At 65.1% G+C, this 16,052-nt stretch carries 14 protein-coding genes and 1 tRNA gene; 8 read left to right on the plus strand and 7 right to left on the minus strand.

Going from position 1 to position 16,052, the window contains the following annotated elements:
* Positions 1 to 61: 61 nt before the first annotated feature.
* Both GRF61_RS02870 and GRF61_RS02875 read right to left on the minus strand, forming a co-directional pair.
* Positions 62 to 1,030 carry an acetyl-CoA carboxylase carboxyltransferase subunit alpha gene (locus GRF61_RS02870; protein WP_169149220.1) on the minus strand — a complete coding sequence of 323 codons (969 nt, stop codon included), beginning with the start codon at positions 1,028 to 1,030 and terminating at the stop codon, positions 62 to 64.
* A 94-nt stretch (positions 1,031 to 1,124) separates the two neighbouring features.
* Positions 1,125 to 2,081 (minus strand): TerC family protein, encoded by a 957-nt coding sequence (locus GRF61_RS02875; protein ID WP_169149221.1) that lies wholly within the window; start codon positions 2,079 to 2,081, stop codon positions 1,125 to 1,127.
* A 662-nt stretch (positions 2,082 to 2,743) separates the two neighbouring features.
* On the opposite strand from GRF61_RS02875, the gene GRF61_RS02880 reads away from it, so the two are divergent.
* The 3 genes from GRF61_RS02880 (at position 2,744) to GRF61_RS02890 (ending at position 5,826) form a co-directional block, all read left to right on the plus strand.
* Entirely contained in the window at positions 2,744 to 4,069 is a 1,326-nt protein-coding gene (locus tag GRF61_RS02880) for a hemolysin family protein (RefSeq protein ID WP_169149222.1), read from the plus strand.
* A gap of 213 nt (positions 4,070 to 4,282) precedes the next feature.
* The gene (locus tag GRF61_RS02885) at positions 4,283 to 4,939 is read left to right on the plus strand and encodes a cation transporting ATPase C-terminal domain-containing protein (protein ID WP_282447108.1); all 657 of its coding nucleotides are present in this window, start codon (positions 4,283 to 4,285) and stop codon (positions 4,937 to 4,939) included.
* Positions 4,936 to 5,826 (plus strand): universal stress protein, encoded by an 891-nt coding sequence (locus tag GRF61_RS02890; protein ID WP_169149223.1) that lies wholly within the window; start codon positions 4,936 to 4,938, stop codon positions 5,824 to 5,826. The genes GRF61_RS02885 and GRF61_RS02890 overlap by 4 nt, the downstream gene beginning before the upstream one ends.
* Before the next feature lie 74 nt (positions 5,827 to 5,900).
* On the opposite strand, the gene ybaL is transcribed toward GRF61_RS02890, so the two are convergent.
* The 3 genes from ybaL to GRF61_RS02905 all read right to left on the minus strand — a co-directional run bounded on the left by ybaL (position 5,901) and on the right by GRF61_RS02905 (position 9,260).
* A complete protein-coding gene (gene ybaL / locus GRF61_RS02895) occupies positions 5,901 to 7,625 on the minus strand; it encodes a YbaL family putative K(+) efflux transporter (RefSeq protein ID WP_169149224.1) in 1,725 nt (574 codons plus the stop codon).
* 526 nt (positions 7,626 to 8,151) lie between these two features.
* Complete coding sequence (locus GRF61_RS02900) at positions 8,152 to 8,820, minus strand: Bax inhibitor-1/YccA family protein (protein WP_169149225.1); 669 nt, start codon at positions 8,818 to 8,820, stop codon at positions 8,152 to 8,154.
* A 92-nt stretch (positions 8,821 to 8,912) separates the two neighbouring features.
* The gene (locus tag GRF61_RS02905) at positions 8,913 to 9,260 is read right to left on the minus strand and encodes an HPF/RaiA family ribosome-associated protein (RefSeq protein ID WP_169149226.1); all 348 of its coding nucleotides are present in this window, start codon (positions 9,258 to 9,260) and stop codon (positions 8,913 to 8,915) included.
* Positions 9,261 to 9,389: 129 nt separating this feature from the next.
* Here GRF61_RS02905 and nhaR point away from each other — a divergent pair, with 129 nt between their 5' ends.
* Positions 9,390 to 10,331, plus strand: coding sequence for a transcriptional activator NhaR (gene nhaR, locus GRF61_RS02910; RefSeq protein WP_169149227.1), 942 nt, complete (start codon positions 9,390 to 9,392; stop codon positions 10,329 to 10,331).
* A 33-nt stretch (positions 10,332 to 10,364) separates the two neighbouring features.
* Here nhaR and GRF61_RS02915 read toward each other — a convergent pair.
* Positions 10,365 to 10,451 (minus strand) — tRNA-Leu (locus tag GRF61_RS02915).
* A gap of 183 nt (positions 10,452 to 10,634) precedes the next feature.
* On the opposite strand from GRF61_RS02915, the gene queA reads away from it, so the two are divergent.
* Both queA and tgt read left to right on the plus strand, forming a co-directional pair.
* Positions 10,635 to 11,669, plus strand: a complete 1,035-nt coding sequence (gene queA, locus GRF61_RS02920; RefSeq protein ID WP_169149228.1) for a tRNA preQ1(34) S-adenosylmethionine ribosyltransferase-isomerase QueA — start codon at positions 10,635 to 10,637, stop codon at positions 11,667 to 11,669.
* Positions 11,659 to 12,771 (plus strand): tRNA guanosine(34) transglycosylase Tgt, encoded by a 1,113-nt coding sequence (tgt, locus tag GRF61_RS02925; RefSeq protein WP_169149229.1) that lies wholly within the window; start codon positions 11,659 to 11,661, stop codon positions 12,769 to 12,771. The genes queA and tgt overlap by 11 nt, the downstream gene beginning before the upstream one ends.
* A 12-nt stretch (positions 12,772 to 12,783) precedes the next feature.
* On the opposite strand, the gene GRF61_RS02930 is transcribed toward tgt, so the two are convergent.
* Positions 12,784 to 13,644, minus strand: a complete 861-nt coding sequence (locus GRF61_RS02930; RefSeq protein ID WP_211165699.1) for an HDOD domain-containing protein — start codon at positions 13,642 to 13,644, stop codon at positions 12,784 to 12,786.
* Positions 13,645 to 13,766: 122 nt separating this feature from the next.
* Here GRF61_RS02930 and yajC point away from each other — a divergent pair, with 122 nt between their 5' ends.
* On the plus strand, positions 13,767 to 14,090 hold the full coding sequence (gene yajC, locus GRF61_RS02935; protein WP_133591729.1) for a preprotein translocase subunit YajC: 324 nt from the start codon (positions 13,767 to 13,769) through the stop codon (positions 14,088 to 14,090).
* 89 nt (positions 14,091 to 14,179) lie between these two features.
* Positions 14,180 to 16,042 carry a protein translocase subunit SecD gene (gene secD, locus GRF61_RS02940; protein ID WP_169149230.1) on the plus strand — a complete coding sequence of 621 codons (1,863 nt, stop codon included), beginning with the start codon at positions 14,180 to 14,182 and terminating at the stop codon, positions 16,040 to 16,042.
* The last annotated feature ends 10 nt before the right edge of the window (positions 16,043 to 16,052 follow it).

Consider the following 16,052-nt stretch of genomic DNA (forward strand, 5'->3'; position numbering starts at 1 on the left):
ACCAGCGCCCTCAGCACCTGCGCAGGCAGAGGAGAAACCACAGCCATCGTCCCGGCTGCGGTCAGGCTGCCTGCTGTTCCTTGAAGCGCCCGTAACCCATCAAGCGCTCCAGGCGCTGCTCGATCAGCTCGGCCGGCGACAGTGAGTCGACCTGGCGCAGCGCTTCGCCCAATGCCCGCTTCAGGCTTTGGGCCATGGCACGATGATCGCGATGGGCACCGCCCACCGGCTCGTTGATGATCTTGTCGATCAGCCCCAGCGACTTGAGCCGCGCCGCGGTGATGCCCATGGTTTCGGCCGCCTCGGAAGCCTTCTCCGCACTCTTCCACAGGATGGACGCGCAACCTTCCGGTGAAATCACCGAATAGGTGGAGTACTGCAGCATCATCGTCTGGTCGCCCACCGCGATCGCCAGCGCGCCGCCGGAACCGCCTTCGCCGATCACCGTGCAGATCAGCGGCACCTTGAGCTCGGCCATCACGTAGAGGTTGTGGCCGATCGCTTCCGACTGGCCGCGCTCCTCGGCACCGATCCCCGGATAGGCGCCCGGCGTATCGACGAAGGTGAACACCGGCAGGCCGAACTTCTCCGCCAGCTTCATCAGGCGCATCGCCTTGCGATAGCCCTCGGGGCGCGGCATGCCGAAATTGCGGGCGATCTTTTCCTTGGTATCCCGGCCTTTCTGGTGACCGATCACCACGCAGCTCTGGCCGTTGAAGCGCGCCAGACCGCCGACGATAGCTTTGTCATCGGCGAAGGCGCGGTCGCCATGCAGTTCCTCGAAGTCGGTGAAGATGTGCTGCACGTAGTCCAGCGTGTAGGGACGCTGCGGATGGCGCGCCACCTGGGCGATCTGCCACGGCGTGAGCTTGGCGTACAGCTCCTTGGTCAGCACCTGGCTCTTGGCCTCCAGGCGCGCGATCTCTTCGGAGATATCGACAGCGGAATCGTCCTGCACGAAACGCAGCTGCTCGATCTTTCCCTCGAGCTCGGCGATCGGTTGTTCGAAATCCAGAAAGGTGGTCTTCATCTGACCTTTCCCAGCAAGAAAGTCGGCCATTGTAACCTGCCGTTGCCGCGCACCGGTGTAACTCGCCTGGCGCGCGGCATGACGGCCCTGGCCCTTAGTGCGCCGCCTCGTCCGCGCTGCGGCGAAGGCTGAGCCAGACCGACACGGCAAGGATTGCCGCGACCACCCCCAGGGAGACGAAGATCGGGATCTTGAACCACTCCACGATCAGCATCTTCACGCCGATGAAGATCAGGATCACCGCCAGGCCGTACTTGAGCAGCGAGAAGCGGTTGCCCAGGTCAGCCAGCAGGAAGTACATCGCCCGCAGGCCGAGAATGGCGAAAATGTTGGACGTCAGCACGATGAAAGGGTCGGCGGTGATGGCGAAGATCGCCGGGATGCTGTCCACCGCGAACACCACGTCCGAGATCTCGACCAGCACCAGCGCCAGCAACAGCGGCGTGGCGTAGCGCACTCCGTCGCGCATCACGAAGAAGCGCTCGCCTTCCAGCGTCGGCGTCACCGGATAGTGGTTGCGGATGAAGCGGACGACGGGATTGCTCGCCAGATCGGGATCGTGGTCGGCCAGCCACAGCATCTTCGCCCCGGTTACCACCAGGAAAGCACCGAAGATGTAAAGGATCCAGTGGAACTCGCTGATCAGCCAGCTGCCCGCGAAGATCATGCCGGTGCGCAGCACGATGGCGCCGACGATGCCGTACAGCAGCACCCGGCGCTGCAGTTCGATCGGCACCGAGAAGAAGCCGAAGATCAGCATCCAGACGAAGACGTTGTCCACCGCCAGCGACTTCTCCAGCAGATAGCCGGTGAAGAACTCCATCGCCTTCTGGTTGGCCAGCGCGCGGCCGGCTTCGGCATCCAGATACCACCACAGTCCGGCATTGAAGAGCAGGGCTACGCACACCCAGGCAATGGACCAGCCCGCCGCTTCTTTCAAGGACACCTTGTGCTGATGCCCACCCTTGAAGAGGAAAAGATCCACCGCCAGCATCACCAGCACCACGGCGGCGAACACCGCCCACATCCACCACGTTCCTATCGATTCCATGCAACACACCTCGACGAAAGAAAAAACGGCCGGGTCCGGAGGACACAGGCCGTTTTCGTCGAAGGAGTTACGGATCGACGCGCGCACCTTGCCCTACGGCAAGGTCTTGCTCGCAACCAACCACGTTGCCCACAGTACCGGGGGACCGCGAAACTGGTGCGGCGCCACCGTGATGACGATACTGCAGCGAAAAGCTACTCCCCTTGAACGGTCGGAAGTGTAGCGCCGCGGCCCTGGGCGCCGTCAAGGACTATCCTCCCCGAACGGTGACAGAGAAAAGCGGATACGGCATGATGCTTGCACCTTTAACAACGCAAAGGAGCCGCGGGATACACCGATCCCGCCCCATGAGTAGTCGAAGTTCGCCCTCGGCGGCATACTCTCCGGCCCCCTCCGTGGCCAGCGTCAAGGCAGTTTCCGACGTCCCTCCCGCCCCCATCGCGGCCTCTGCGGAATTCTCCGATTCCGACACGCCGGGGCGATGTAGCCCCCGCAAGTCCTCTGCGATTCTTTCCTGCGACGGCCTCCGGCCAGTGCCCGCCGGTGCACGGCCGCCTCTAGCCGTCGGCGCTCCCGCCACGCATCGCGCCCCAGCCCTCAGCCGCACTCCTGCTGCGCCTGCGGCCAGCCATGCCCAGAAGCCTTTCTTCGGATAATCACAGATGGAAATCGTGTTTCTCGTCGTCCTCGTCATCCTGAATGGGGTCTTCGCCATGTCCGAGATCGCGCTGGTCACCGCGCGCCGGGCACGGCTGGCAAAACGGGCGGAGGAAGGGGATACCGCCGCCGCTGTCGCGATGAAGCTGGGCGAAGACCCAACCCGCTTCCTGTCCACCATCCAGATCGGCATCACCTCCATCGGCATCCTCAACGGCATCGTCGGCGAGGCCGCGCTCGCCAAACCGCTGGCGATCTGGCTGCAGGAGCTGGGGCTGCCCCAGCGCCCGAGCGAAATCGGCTCGACCATCCTGGTCGTGCTGGTAATCACCTACATCTCCATCGTCGTCGGCGAGCTGGTGCCCAAGCGCATCGGCCAGATCTCGCCGGAAGGCATCGCCCGCCTGGTGGCGCGTCCGATGAACGCGCTGGCCATCGTCTCCCGGCCCTTCGTGATCCTGCTCTCCATCTCCACCGACACCCTGCTGCGCCTGCTCGGCAAGCGCGACCTAGGTGGCCCCAGCGTGACCGAGGAAGAGATCCACGCCATGCTGGAAGAGGGCTCGGAGGCTGGCGTGATCGAGAAGCACGAGCATGAAATGGTGCGCAATGTGTTCCGCCTGGACGACCGCCAGATCGGCTCGCTGATGGTGCCGCGCGCCGACATCCTGTGGCTGGACCTCAACCATCCGCTGGATGCCAACTTGGCGCGGGTCGCCGAGTCCGAGCACTCCCGCTTCCCCGTCTGCCGGGGCGGCCTGGACAACATCGTCGGCGTGGTCGCCGCCAAGCAACTGTTCAACCAGACCCTGCGCGGCGGCTCCATCGACCTGTCCTCCCAGCTTCAGCCGGCGGTATACGTGCCGGAATCGCTAACCGGCATGGAGTTGCTGGACCAGTTCCGCACCTCTGGTACCCACATGATGTTCGTCATCGACGAATACGGCGAGGTGCTGGGCATGGTGACGCTGCAGGACGTGCTGGAGGCGGTGACCGGCGAATTCCGACCGCACAACCTGGAAGACGCCTGGGCGGTGCAGCGCGAAGACGGCTCCTGGCTACTGGATGGTTTGATTCCGCTACCGGAACTCAAGGACCGGCTGGAACTGAAGACGGTGCCGGAGGAGGAGAAGGGCCGCTACCACACCCTGTCGGGCATGGTCCTGTGGCTGCTCGGCCGCCTGCCACGAACCGGCGACATCACCATCTGGGAGCAATGGCGCCTAGAGGTGGTGGACATGGACGGCAAGCGCATCGACAAGATCCTGGCCACCCGCCTGCCGGATCTGGAGGCCTCCGCGGAAAACCCCGGTCCGGCGCGAGAAAACTAGGGCTGACGCGCCCAAAACCTTAGTGGTTTCTTAAAACAGGGATGACGCAGCCGTCATCCCCGCGGTATAGTTTTGGGCAAACAAATTACACTGCGGGCCCGCCCCCCCCCCAAGGACAACACCGGACCCAGCCCATTCAGCCCTGTTCCGCACCGAATCCGCCCGCTCCTTGTCTTCGGCGCCTGCGAGCGGCTGGGATAGCCGTGGCGGCCCTTGACCGCCCTCGGCCCCAATGGCGGCCAGACCCTGGTCGTCATCGCCGCCATCCTGTTCGAACTCACCTTGCCCCTGACACCGGCGCAGGTGCTGTGGGTGAATATGGTCACCTCCAGCTGCCTTGGCCTGGCGCTCGCCTTCGAGCCAGGGGAGAAAGGCCTGATGCGCCGCCATCCCCGCCCGCCGGGGGAGGCCCTGCTGTCCGGCTTCTTCATCTGGCGCGTAGCGCTGGTCTCCACCCTGATGATGCTCGGCGCGCTGGGCCTCTTCCTGTGGGAACTGGAGAGCGGCACCGGCATCGAGACGGCCCGCACCATGGCAGTCAACGCCATTGTCGTCAGCGAGATGTTCTACCTGCTCAACAGCCGCTTCATCTTCGCCCCGGTGCTGACGCGCAACGGCCTCTTCGGCAATCCCTACGTGCTGCTCGCCATCGTCGCCTGCATCCCCCTGCAGCTACTCTATACGCATGCCGCACCCATGCAGGCCACCTTCGGCTCGGCCAGCCTCGGCCTGCAGGAATGGAGCAAGGTCATCGCCGCCGGCATGCTGATCTTCTGCGTTGCCGAGCTGGAAAAATTGATACTACGCAGAAACGGCCTCGCCCCCCGCCTCTCTCACCACCGACAACCTGGACCCAGGAGAACACCATGAACCCACAACAAGACCGGCCCACCGGCCTGCCGACGCGGCTGCTGCTCTGCACCGACCTCAGCGCCCGCTGTGACCGCGCGCTGGACCGCGCCGCCCTCCTTTCCCGGCTCTGGGACGCGGAACTCATCGCCCTCAACGTGCTGGAACCCCAGCAGGCGCCGGACCTGCTGCTGCGGCCGCAGGAAGATGAGAGCGACACCGGGCGCGAGCAGGCGGCTTATCGCCAGCTCAAACAGGACCTCGGCCAAGGCAACGTGCGCCTGCGCATCCGCATTGCCCGCGGCGATGCGCTGGATGCCATCCATGCCACCGCCGAACAGGAAGGCTGCGGCCTCATCGTCACCGGACTCGCCCGCAACGAAACCTTCGGCCGCTTCCTGCTCGGCTCCACCGTGCAGCGCCTGGCGCGCAAGACCACTCCGCCACTGCTGGTGGTGCGGGAGCGGCCGCATGTGGCCTATCAACGCATTGTCGTGGCGAGCGACTTCTCCAACTCCTCCCGCCACGCGCTGCTCGCCGCGCTGCGCCTGTTCCCGGGCACGCCGCTGACGCTCTACCACGCCTTCCAGGTGCCGATGAGCGCCATCGCCGACCGCATCGACTACCGGGAGCTGGCCCGCGAGATTGAAGGCGGTTCCTGCGCCCGGTTCCTGGACAGCTGCGGGCTGACGACCGAGGACCGCGCACGGCTGGACGTCACCATAGAACACCAGCCGCTGGAAACCGGTCTCGCCCACTACGTTCGCGCTCAATCGGCGGACCTCGTGGTGCTCGGCACCCACGGCAGCAGCGGCCTCACCGCACTCCTGCTCGGCAGCGCCGCGGAACGCCTGCTCGAATGGCTGCCCTGCGACACCCTGATCGTGCGCGAGCCCAAGGAAAGCTGAGCCGATAACGCCTGGCCGGAAACAGAAAGGGAGGCTGAGCCTCCCTTTTTGCTATCGCTGACCCAGTCCCCTGCTCAGCTGTGCCCGGAACGTCCGGTATGCGCCGGAATCGGCGGCGCAAAACGCTGCAGCACGTAGCCGGTCATGCCTTTGGCGAGTTCCTCTTCGCCGAAGAACACCTGGCCTATCTTCTCCTTCACCAGCAGCACCGCCTCTTCCTCGTTGTGGGTGCGCAGCACCACCTCGATACCGGGATTCAGCGTCTTTGCGGTTTCCGCCATCTGGCGGACGTTAAGCGTGTCCGGCGTCGCCACCACCAGCATCGCCGCATGGGCGATGTGCGCCTGGATCAACACCGCCGGCTCCGCCGCATCGCCCGACACCGCGATGGCACCCTGCTTGCGCAAGTCCTCCACCCGCTCACGGTTCTGCTCGACGATCACATACGGGATGCTGCGCGCGTCCAGCGCCTGGGCAATGCGTCGCCCCACCCGGCCGTAACCGACCAGCACCACCTGCCCTTCCAGGTACTTGCGCTCGGTGCTCATAGGCAGCTCGGCCAGCGGGTCCTGACGCTGCTCCAGCTTGCGCGCCAGCTCCGAGCGCTTCAACACCCAACTGCGCAGGGGCGAAACCGCGGCGAAGACGAAGGGATTGACCGCAATCGAGATCAGCGCCCCGGCCAGGATCAGGCTCTGTCCTTCCGCCGGCAGCAGCCCCAGGTGCATTCCCAGGCCGGCCAGGATGAAGGAAAACTCGCCGATCTGCGCCAGGCTGGCCGCCACGGTGAAAGCCGTGTTCAACGGATAGCGGAAAGCCAGCACCAGCAGCGCCGCCGCGATCGACTTGCCGACGATGATGATCGCCACCACGCCCAGCACGTGCACCGGCTCCTCGACCAGCACCTTGGGGTCGAACAACATCCCCACCGAGACGAAAAACAGCACCGCGAAAGCATCGCGCAGCGGCAGCGACTCTTCCGCCGCCCGGTGGCTGAACTCCGACTCCCGCATCACCATGCCGGCGAAGAAGGCGCCCAGCGCAAAAGACACGCCGAACAGTTCGGCCGCACCGAAAGCGATGCTGACCGCCGCCGCCACCACCGACAGCGTGAATAGCTCGCGCGACCCGGTACGCGCCACCTGCCACAACAGCCATGGCAGGATGCGGCGTCCCGCCAGCAGCATCAAGGCGATGAAGGCCGCCACCTGCAGCAGCGTCTGACCGATGGTGCGCCACAGCGGAATATCCGCCGCCCCGGTCGAGTGTCCGCCGAGCACACCAGCCAGCGGCGGCAGCAGCACCAGCACCAGCACCATCGCCAAGTCCTCGACCACCAGCCAACCGACGGCGATGCGCCCGTTCATCGACTCCAGCACGCCACGCGCCTCCAGCGCTTTCAGCAGCACCACCGTACTGGCCACCGACAGAGAGAGGCCGAACACCAGCCCGGCCCCAAGGCTCCAGTCCCACCACCAGGCCATGCCCATGCCGAGCACGGTTGCCACCGCCATCTGCACCACTGCGCCCGGCAAGGCGATACGCCGCACTGCCAGCAAGTCGTCCAGCGAAAAATGCAGGCCAACGCCGAACATCAGCAACATCACGCCGATTTCCGACAACTGCGAAGCGATACCGACATCGGCCACGAAACCCGGCGTCGCCGGTCCAATGCAGATGCCGGCCATCAAGTAACCGACCAGGGCCGGAAGTTTCAGCCTCTCGGCCACGAACCCAAGGATCAACGCAAGGCCAAAACCCGCAGCCAGCGTGGTGATCAGGGATATGTTGTGTTCCATTCAGTCGCTTCCCCAATGTTGTGATTACCTACGCCAGGACACGACGAGAGCATGAATGCCAAATCGGCATCCATGCCGCGGGAGAGCCAAACTCCCATAGGACCAAATTCTGGGTTCCCATCACTGCCACAGCGACATTGCCGGAAGCCGGAATATCGGATGGCAGGGGAGAACAAACGCGGCACCTCGGCACGGAAAGAGCCCGGCCCAGCCTGACGAGAAGCGAGTCCGAATACCCGTCTTCATGCCGCTCGAATCGCCTATCGACGCTACGTGGATCAAGCCGCCCGCCCTGACCGGCCTTCCCCCGGCCACGGCAACGCGCCTCATGCATCCTGGCGATGGTTTCCTGACAATATCACCCCGAAAATGGTTCGCACAAAAATTGCTTCAGGCGAACCAGACAGCGCGGATGAGATATCGCCGCGCTGCAAACGGGCGGCGCAACTTCTCCGCCCGGTCAAACAAAAAGGCGGAAGCCCTGGGGCCTCCGCCTTTTTTCATCCAGCAAACCTGAACGCCGGCATCAATCGTTGTTGAACACACCGAGCAGGTGCAGCAGGCTGGTGAAGAGGTTGTAGATCGAGACGTACAGCGTCACCGTCGCCATGATGTAGTTGGTTTCGCCGCCATGGATGATGTTGCTGGTCTCATACAGGATCAGGCCGGACATCAGCAGCACGAACATCGCCGACACCGCGAGGGAAAGACCCGGCATGTTGAAGAACACCGCGCCCAAGCCAGCCAGGAAGGCCACCAGGATGCCCACCATCAGGAAGCCGCCCATGAAGGAGAAATCCTTGCGGGTGGTCAGCGCATAGGCGGACAGGCCCAGGAAGATCGCCGCGGTGCCGCCCATCGCCTGCATCACGACCATGCTGCCGTTGGGCAGGGACAGATAGGCGGACAGGATCGGCCCGAGGGTGTAACCCATGAAGCCGGTGAGCGCGAACACGCACAGCACGCCGAGGCTGCTGTTGCGGAACTTGGTCGTCAGGAACAGCAGGCCGAAGTAACCGACCAGCGTGATGATCAACCCCGGATGCGGCAACTGCAGGGCCAGCGAGGCGCCGGCAACCACAGCCGAGAACGCCAGCGTCGCCGCCAGCAGCATATAGGTGTTGCGGATGACCTTGTTCGTCGAAACGACGGCGGCTTCGCCGCGGGTCATCGGAGTTGCCATACGGTTTTCCATGGCGGGAATACCTCCTGTTCGAATTTGAGGCCCTCAGTCTAGCTGAGACGCCCCGGTCGGGAAATATGATTCAGGAAACATTAAAAAAACACTCAGGCGCCGCTGGAGGCCAAGGCCGGCGCCCGTGGGCGCTCACTGCGCTGATGCCGCCGCAAGCGCTGGGCCAGGACCCGGGCCACACGGTCGGCCGCCTCGTCCACAGCGGAACGCACGTCGATCTGGGTGATGGCAAAAACCACGTCTGGCAGATTGCGCAGCCGCAATTGAACCACGCAACGCTTGTCTGCGCCGCCGCGCGGACCGTTCACATCGGCCACCTTGATGCGGGCCCACTGGATGTGATCGCGAAAGCGGCCGATGGCAAAACGCATCCGCCGCGCCACATAATCCCGCATTCCGGAGGTTTCGTCGAAACCGTCACAGCGCAGATCGATTCGCATGGGAAGCTCCTATATGTCTGATGCAGTTGCCAACAGGCCGAGAAACCTGTCGGATGCTAGGGTCTCAGACTGTTCGGCAAAACCCAGGTTCAACAGAATCTTTATCCGTTTTTATCGAACTTTAAGAAATTGCTCAACTACAAGCAGCTTCACCATTTCTGGAATGTGGCCCGGGCCGGTGGCATCGTGCGCGCGAGCGAACGTACCGGCCTCGCGCCGCAAACACTTTCCGGCCAGATCGCAGCCCTTGAGAGCGCTCTGGGCATTACGCTCTTCCGCCGCCAGGGCCGGCGGCTCGCACTCACCGAAACCGGCCAGATGGTGCTCGGCTACGCAGAGGAGATTTTCAGGCTCGGCAGCGAACTTGAGGAAGCGCTGAGCAACCGCTCCACCGGCCGCGCCACTCCCTTTCGTGTCGGCATTGCGGACGTGGTTCCCAAGGCCATCGCCTATCTCCTGCTGGCCCCTTCCATGGCGCTGGCCGACCCGCTGCGCATCATCTGCCGGGAGGGCAAACTGGACGGACTGCTGGGTGAACTCGCCGTCCACAAGCTGGACGTCGTGCTGGCAGACTCACCGATGCCTACCAATGCCGACGTGCGCGGCTACAGCCACCGCCTGGGCGAATCCTCCCTCAGCTTCTTCGCTGCGCCAGGACTGGCCGCAACCTTGAACGGCGCCTTCCCCGCCTGCCTTGAGGGCGCGCCCATTCTGCTTCCCGGAATGGAGGCGGCGGTGCGCGGCCCGCTGATGCGCTGGCTGGAAACCCAGCGGGTCAGGCCACGCATCGTCGGTGAATTCGACGACAGTGCTCTGATGCTGGCCTTCGGCGAAGCCGGCGTCGGTCTCTTCCCCACCGCCTCGCTGCTCGCCGAGCAGATCTGCGGCAAGCATGGCCTGCAACGCCTCGGGGAGGCAGACGAGGTCACCGAATCCTTCTATGCGATCTCCGTCGAGCGCCGGCTGACGCATCCGGCAGTTGTCGCGATCGGCACCGCCACACCAAAGCTGGAAGGAAAACCGGCCAGCAGCGAACAACAGCACCGCATGACCAAGCGGAACGCGGGCTGAGGGCACAACAACGCCGAGGGACAAGCAGGGAAATGGTGCCGGGAGAGGGACTCGAACCCTCACACTGTCGCCAGCGGCGGATTTTGAGTCCGCTGCGTCTACCGATTCCGCCATCCCGGCACGGGATCGACAAGCCGGAAAGCTTGCCGTGGAGGCAGGCCGGAGCTGTCGCGCCCTGGCCTTGTTTTCGCTGCAAAGCCGGCAATGCTAGAATTGCCGGTTCCGCCCGGGGTGGCCGCAGGAAGTGCCGCCGGATGCGAAGGCGCGCATTATCCTCGAATCCCCCCTTCTGCAGCAAGCAAGATGTCTCTGACGCTCAACGACTTCGATTATTTCCTTCCGTCCGACCTGATCGCACAGGCGCCCCTGCCCACGCGCAGCGCCAGCCGTCTGCTGGAAGTCCAGCGCGGGAACCTGGTGGACCGCAGCTTCTCGGACTTGCCTGCGCTGGTCCGCCCCGGCGACCTCTTCGTGTTCAACGACACCCGCGTCATCCATGCGCGCCTGCACGGCGTCAAGACAACCGGAGGGCAAGTCGAAGTCCTGATAGAACGGGCAGTGGGCCCGCATGAGGCGCTGGCGCAGGTACGCGCCAGCAAATCCCCCAAGCCCGGCAGCCGGCTGCGCCTGGCGGGGGCCTTCGATGTCCAAGTGCTCGGCCGCAGCGGCGAGTTCTACCACCTGCGCTTCCCGGCGGAGCGGGCGCTCTTCGACCTGCTGGAGCAGCATGGCAGCCTGCCGCTGCCGCCCTATATAGAGCGCAAGCCGGGGGGCGACGACGAGGCCCGCTACCAGACGGTCTTCGCCCGCCACCCCGGCTCGGTCGCCGCCCCCACCGCCGGCCTGCATTTCGACGATGCGGTGATGGCCGAATTGAAGGCCAAGGGGGCGGACTTCGCCTGGCTGACGCTGCATGTGGGCGCCGGCACCTTCCAGCCGGTGCGGGTGGACGACCTCTCCGAGCACCGCATGCACCGCGAGCACTACCTGATCCTGCAGGAAACCGCCGACGCCATCGCCCGCACCCGCGCCGCTGGCGGACGGGTGATCGCAGTGGGCACCACCTCGCTGCGCGCCCTGGAAGGCGCGGCGCAGGGCGGCGAGTTGCGCGCGGGAGCGGCCGAAACCGAGATCTTCATCCTGCCCGGCTTCCGCTTCCGGGTTGCCGATGCGCTGATCACCAATTTCCACCTGCCGAAGTCCACCCTACTGATGCTGGTTTCGGCCTTTGCCGGCATGGCGCCCATCCGCCGCGCCTACGCCCACGCCGTCGCCCAGCGCTACCGCTTCTTCAGCTATGGCGACGCCATGTTCCTGAGCCGCAACGATGAACTTTGATCTCCTCGCCAGCGACGGCAGCGCCCGCCGCGGCCGCCTCACCCTCGCCCATGGCACGGTGGAAACACCGGTTTTCATGCCGGTGGGTACCTATGGCACGGTGAAGGCGATGACGCCCGCCGCGCTGAACGACATCGGCGCCAGCATCTGCCTGGGCAACACCTTCCACCTGTGGCTGCGCCCGGGGCTGGAAGTGGTCGCCGCACATGGCGGCCTGCATCGCTTCATGGGCTGGGACAAGCCGATTCTCACCGACTCCGGCGGCTTCCAGGTATTCAGCCTGGGCGCGCTGCGCAAGATCAACGAGGAAGGCGTGAAATTCGCCAGCCCGATAGACGGTGCCCGCCTGTTCCTGACGCCGGAAATCTCCATGCAGATCCAGCACACGCTGAATTCCGACGTGGTGATGATCTTCGACGAATGCACGCCCTACCCCGCCAGCCGGGACGAAGCGGCCAAGTCGATGCGCCTGTCCCAGCGCTGGGCGCTCCGCTCCCGCGACGAGTTCGACCGGCTCGGCAACACCAATGCCCTCTTCGGCATCGTGCAGGGCGGGATGTATGAGGATCTGCGGGACGAATCGCTGGCGGCACTGCAGGAAATCGGCTTCCACGGCTTTGCCATCGGCGGCCTCTCGGTGGGCGAACCCAAGGAGGACATGGCACGCATCCTGGCGCACACCGCGCCGCGCCTGCCGCGGGAAAAGCCGCGCTACCTGATGGGCGTCGGTACGCCGGAAGACATCGTCGCCGGCGTGGCGGCCGGCATCGACATGTTCGACTGCGTGATGCCCACCCGCAACGCCCGCAACGGCTGGCTGTTTACCCGCTACGGCGACCTGAAGATCAAGAACGCGATCCACAAGGCCGATCCGCGCCCGCTGGACCCGAGCTGCGACTGCTATGCCTGCCGCAACTTCAGCCGCGCCTACCTGCACCACCTGCATCGCACCGGGGAAATCCTCGGCAGCATGCTGAACACGATCCACAACCTGCGCTATTACCAGGTCCTGACGGCGGAAATCCGGGAAGCCATCGCCGCCGGCGACTTCGACGGCTTCCGTCAGCGCTTCGCGGCGGACCGCGCCCGCGGCACCGCCTGAGCGGAGGGCCTCCTACACGCCGCGGGCGTGGAAGGCCTCGCGGATCTCGTCCAGGAACTCGCTCAGGCCATCCGGGTGCAGGCCGAGTTCGTTCAGGGCTTCGGCGCCGACGCGGTACCACACCCTGTTCTCGGTGCCATTGATGCCGTGGTGGCAGTGGATGGCCAGTTGCAGGATGGCCACCACGGTACGTACCGCCCCCAGCTCTTCACGCGGAATATCGTAGTGGTGCAGGATGGCCTGGGCGACGAAATCCGGCAGCCGCCAATGCCGCGCCACCAGATAGCCGATGGTGCAGTGATCCACGTTGAAGCGCTGATCTTCGTCCTTGACGCTGGGCAGATCGAAGCTCCCGCTGCTGAGCAACCCGGCAGCGTAGTCCGGAAAGCGCTGCATCAGCACCGGCACCCCGCATTCCAGGAAGATCCCCGCCATATAGGCCTGGTCGGGGAAAACGTTGCACACCGACACCCGGTCTTCCGCAACCAGCGCCGCCAGCTGGGCGATCTCGCGGGAGCGGGTCCAGAAGCGGTGCAGGATGGCCTTGCTGCCCTCGGGGACCCTCGCCGACAGGGCGACCGCACGCGCCAGGTTGATCGTCTGCTTCAACCCCAGCCGCACCAGCACCTGCTCCAGGTTGTCCGGCGCCCGGCCGCGGGAGAAAAGCGGGCTGCGCGCTACCTTGAACAGCATCGCGGCAATTGCGGCGTCGCGTGAAATCAGGGCGGCCAGGGAGGCGGCGTCGTAATCTCCATCCTGCAGGCGCGCACTCAGCTCGACCAAAATATCCGGCTGGGGCGGTATGCGGATTCCCCGCCCCACCAGTTCCTCCAGCGCCTTCTCCTCGTCGATCACCACGCGTGCTCCGAACATATTGCAGCGCACATTGTCGGAGCATTCCGCCCTCGCCTCAAGCGCGGCTGCAGGCCGCTCAGGGCAAGGGAAAAAACGCTGCTGCTATAATCGACCGCTTTTTGCAAACTCTGGAGTAGACCGTGCTGATTTCCAACGCTTACGCCCAGGCCGCCGGCCAGGATCCGACCGGAGGCCTGATGGGCATCCTGCCGCTGATCCTGATGTTCGTGGTGCTCTGGTTCCTGATGATCCGTCCGCAGATGAAGCGCGCCAAAGAGCACAAGGCCATGGTGGAAGCGCTGTCCAAGGGCGACGAAGTCGTGACCCAGGGTGGCATCGCCGGCCGCGTTGCCGAGATCGGCGACGGCTTCGTTCACCTCGAAGTCGCCGAGAAGGTCAACATCATCGTCCAGAAACAAGCCGTCGCCACCGTGCTGCCGAAAGGCACGCTGAAGGCGCTGTAATCCGCCGGGCGGAAGCGGGCCGGAGCGCCCGTTTCCGCGGCCAGCCGTGGTCCTCCCGAACAGCTCCAAGCCTGCCTACCTCGTCTACGATGAATCGCTATCCACTCTGGAAGAACCTACTGATCGGCCTGATTCTCCTTTGGGGCCTGATCTACACCCTGCCGAATTTCTATGGCGAGGTACCCGCAGTCCAAGTTTCCAGCGCCAAGGCCACCGTCAAGCTGGACCCGGCCGCCGCGACCGATCGCGTCGCCAACGCCCTGCGCGAAGCCGGCATCGACAACCAGGGCATCTTCTCCGACGCCACCAGCGTGCGTGCCCGCTTCGCCGGCACCGACGAGCAGATCCGCGCCAAGGACGCCATCGAGCGTGCGCTGAACCCGGATCCGCAGGATCCCGGCTACGTCGTCGCGCTGAACCTGCTGCCGGCCTCGCCCTCCTGGCTCACCGCCATCCATGCGCTGCCGATGTACCTCGGCCTCGACCTGCGCGGTGGCGTGCACTTCCTGCTGCAGGTGGACATGCCGGGCGCGCTGGCCAAGCGCCTGGACTCCTTGAGCGGCGATCTGCGCACCGTGCTGCGCGACAAGAACGTCCGCCATGCCGGCATCAACCGTGAAGGCGAAAGCGTGCATATCCGCTTCCGCAGCGAAGCCGAGCGCGACGCCGCGCGCAGCGCGATCCAGGCGTCCACCGCCGACCTGCAGCTCACCAACCGCGACGACGGTGCCGGCGACTTCCGCCTCGTCGCCACGCTGACGCCGCAGGCGCTGCAGACGATGCGCGACTTCGCCATCAAGCAGAACATCGGCACCCTGCACAACCGTATCAACGAACTGGGCGTCGCCGAGCCAGTGATCCAGCAACAGGGCGCGGAACGCATCGTGGTGCAACTGCCCGGCGTGCAGGACGTGGCCAAGGCCAAGGACATCCTCGGCCGCACCGCCACCCTGGAAGTGCGCATGGTGGACGACACCCCGGGCGCGCTGGAGCAGGCGATGGCCGGCAACGTTCCCTTCGGCACCGAGCTCTACACCGAACGTGGCGGCCTGCCGCTACTGGTGAAGAAGCAGGTGGTGCTGACCGGCGACCGCCTCACCGATGCCCAGCCCGGCTTCGACGGCCAGACCCACGAGCCGGCGGTGCATCTCACCCTGGACGCCGCCGGCGCCCGCATCTTCCGCGACCTGACCCGCGAGAACGTGGGCAAGCGCATGGCCATCCTGCTGATCGAGAAGGGCAAGGGCGAAGTGGTGACCGCGCCGGTGATCCGCACCGAGATCGGCGGCGGCCGGGTGCAGATCTCTGGCCGCATGAGCACGACCGAAGCCACTGACGTCGCCCTGCTGCTGCGCGCCGGCAGCCTGGCAGCGCCGATGGAGATCATCGAGGAGCGCACCGTCGGCCCCAGCCTGGGGGCGGACAATATCTCCAAGGGCTTCCACTCCACGCTATGGGGCTTCATCGCCATCGCGGTGTTCATGTGCATCTACTACGCGCTGTTCGGCGTAGTCTCCACCATCGCGCTGGCAGCCAACCTGCTGCTGCTGGTTGCGCTGCTGTCCTTGCTGCAGGCAACGCTTACGCTGCCGGGCATCGCCGCCATGGCGCTGACGCTAGGCATGGCGATCGACGCCAACGTGCTGATCAACGAACGCATCCGGGAGGAACTGCGCAACGGATCCAGCCCGCAAGCGGCCATCGCCGCCGGCTACGACCGCGCCTTCGGCACCATCCTGGACTCCAACGTCACCAGCCTGATCGCCGGCATCGCGCTGCTGGTGTTCGGCTCCGGTCCGGTGCGCGGCTTCGCGGTGGTGCACTGCCTGGGCCTGCTGACTTCCATGTTCAGCGCGATCCTGGTGTCGCGGATGCTGATCAACGTGATCTACGGCCGCCGCCGCAAGATCGACAAACTCTCCATCGGCCAGGTCTGGAAGCCGGGCAACTGATCGCGGAAAA

Source organism: Azoarcus sp. TTM-91, from assembly GCF_012911025.1.
In the GTDB taxonomy this organism is placed as follows: domain Bacteria; phylum Pseudomonadota; class Gammaproteobacteria; order Burkholderiales; family Rhodocyclaceae; genus Azoarcus.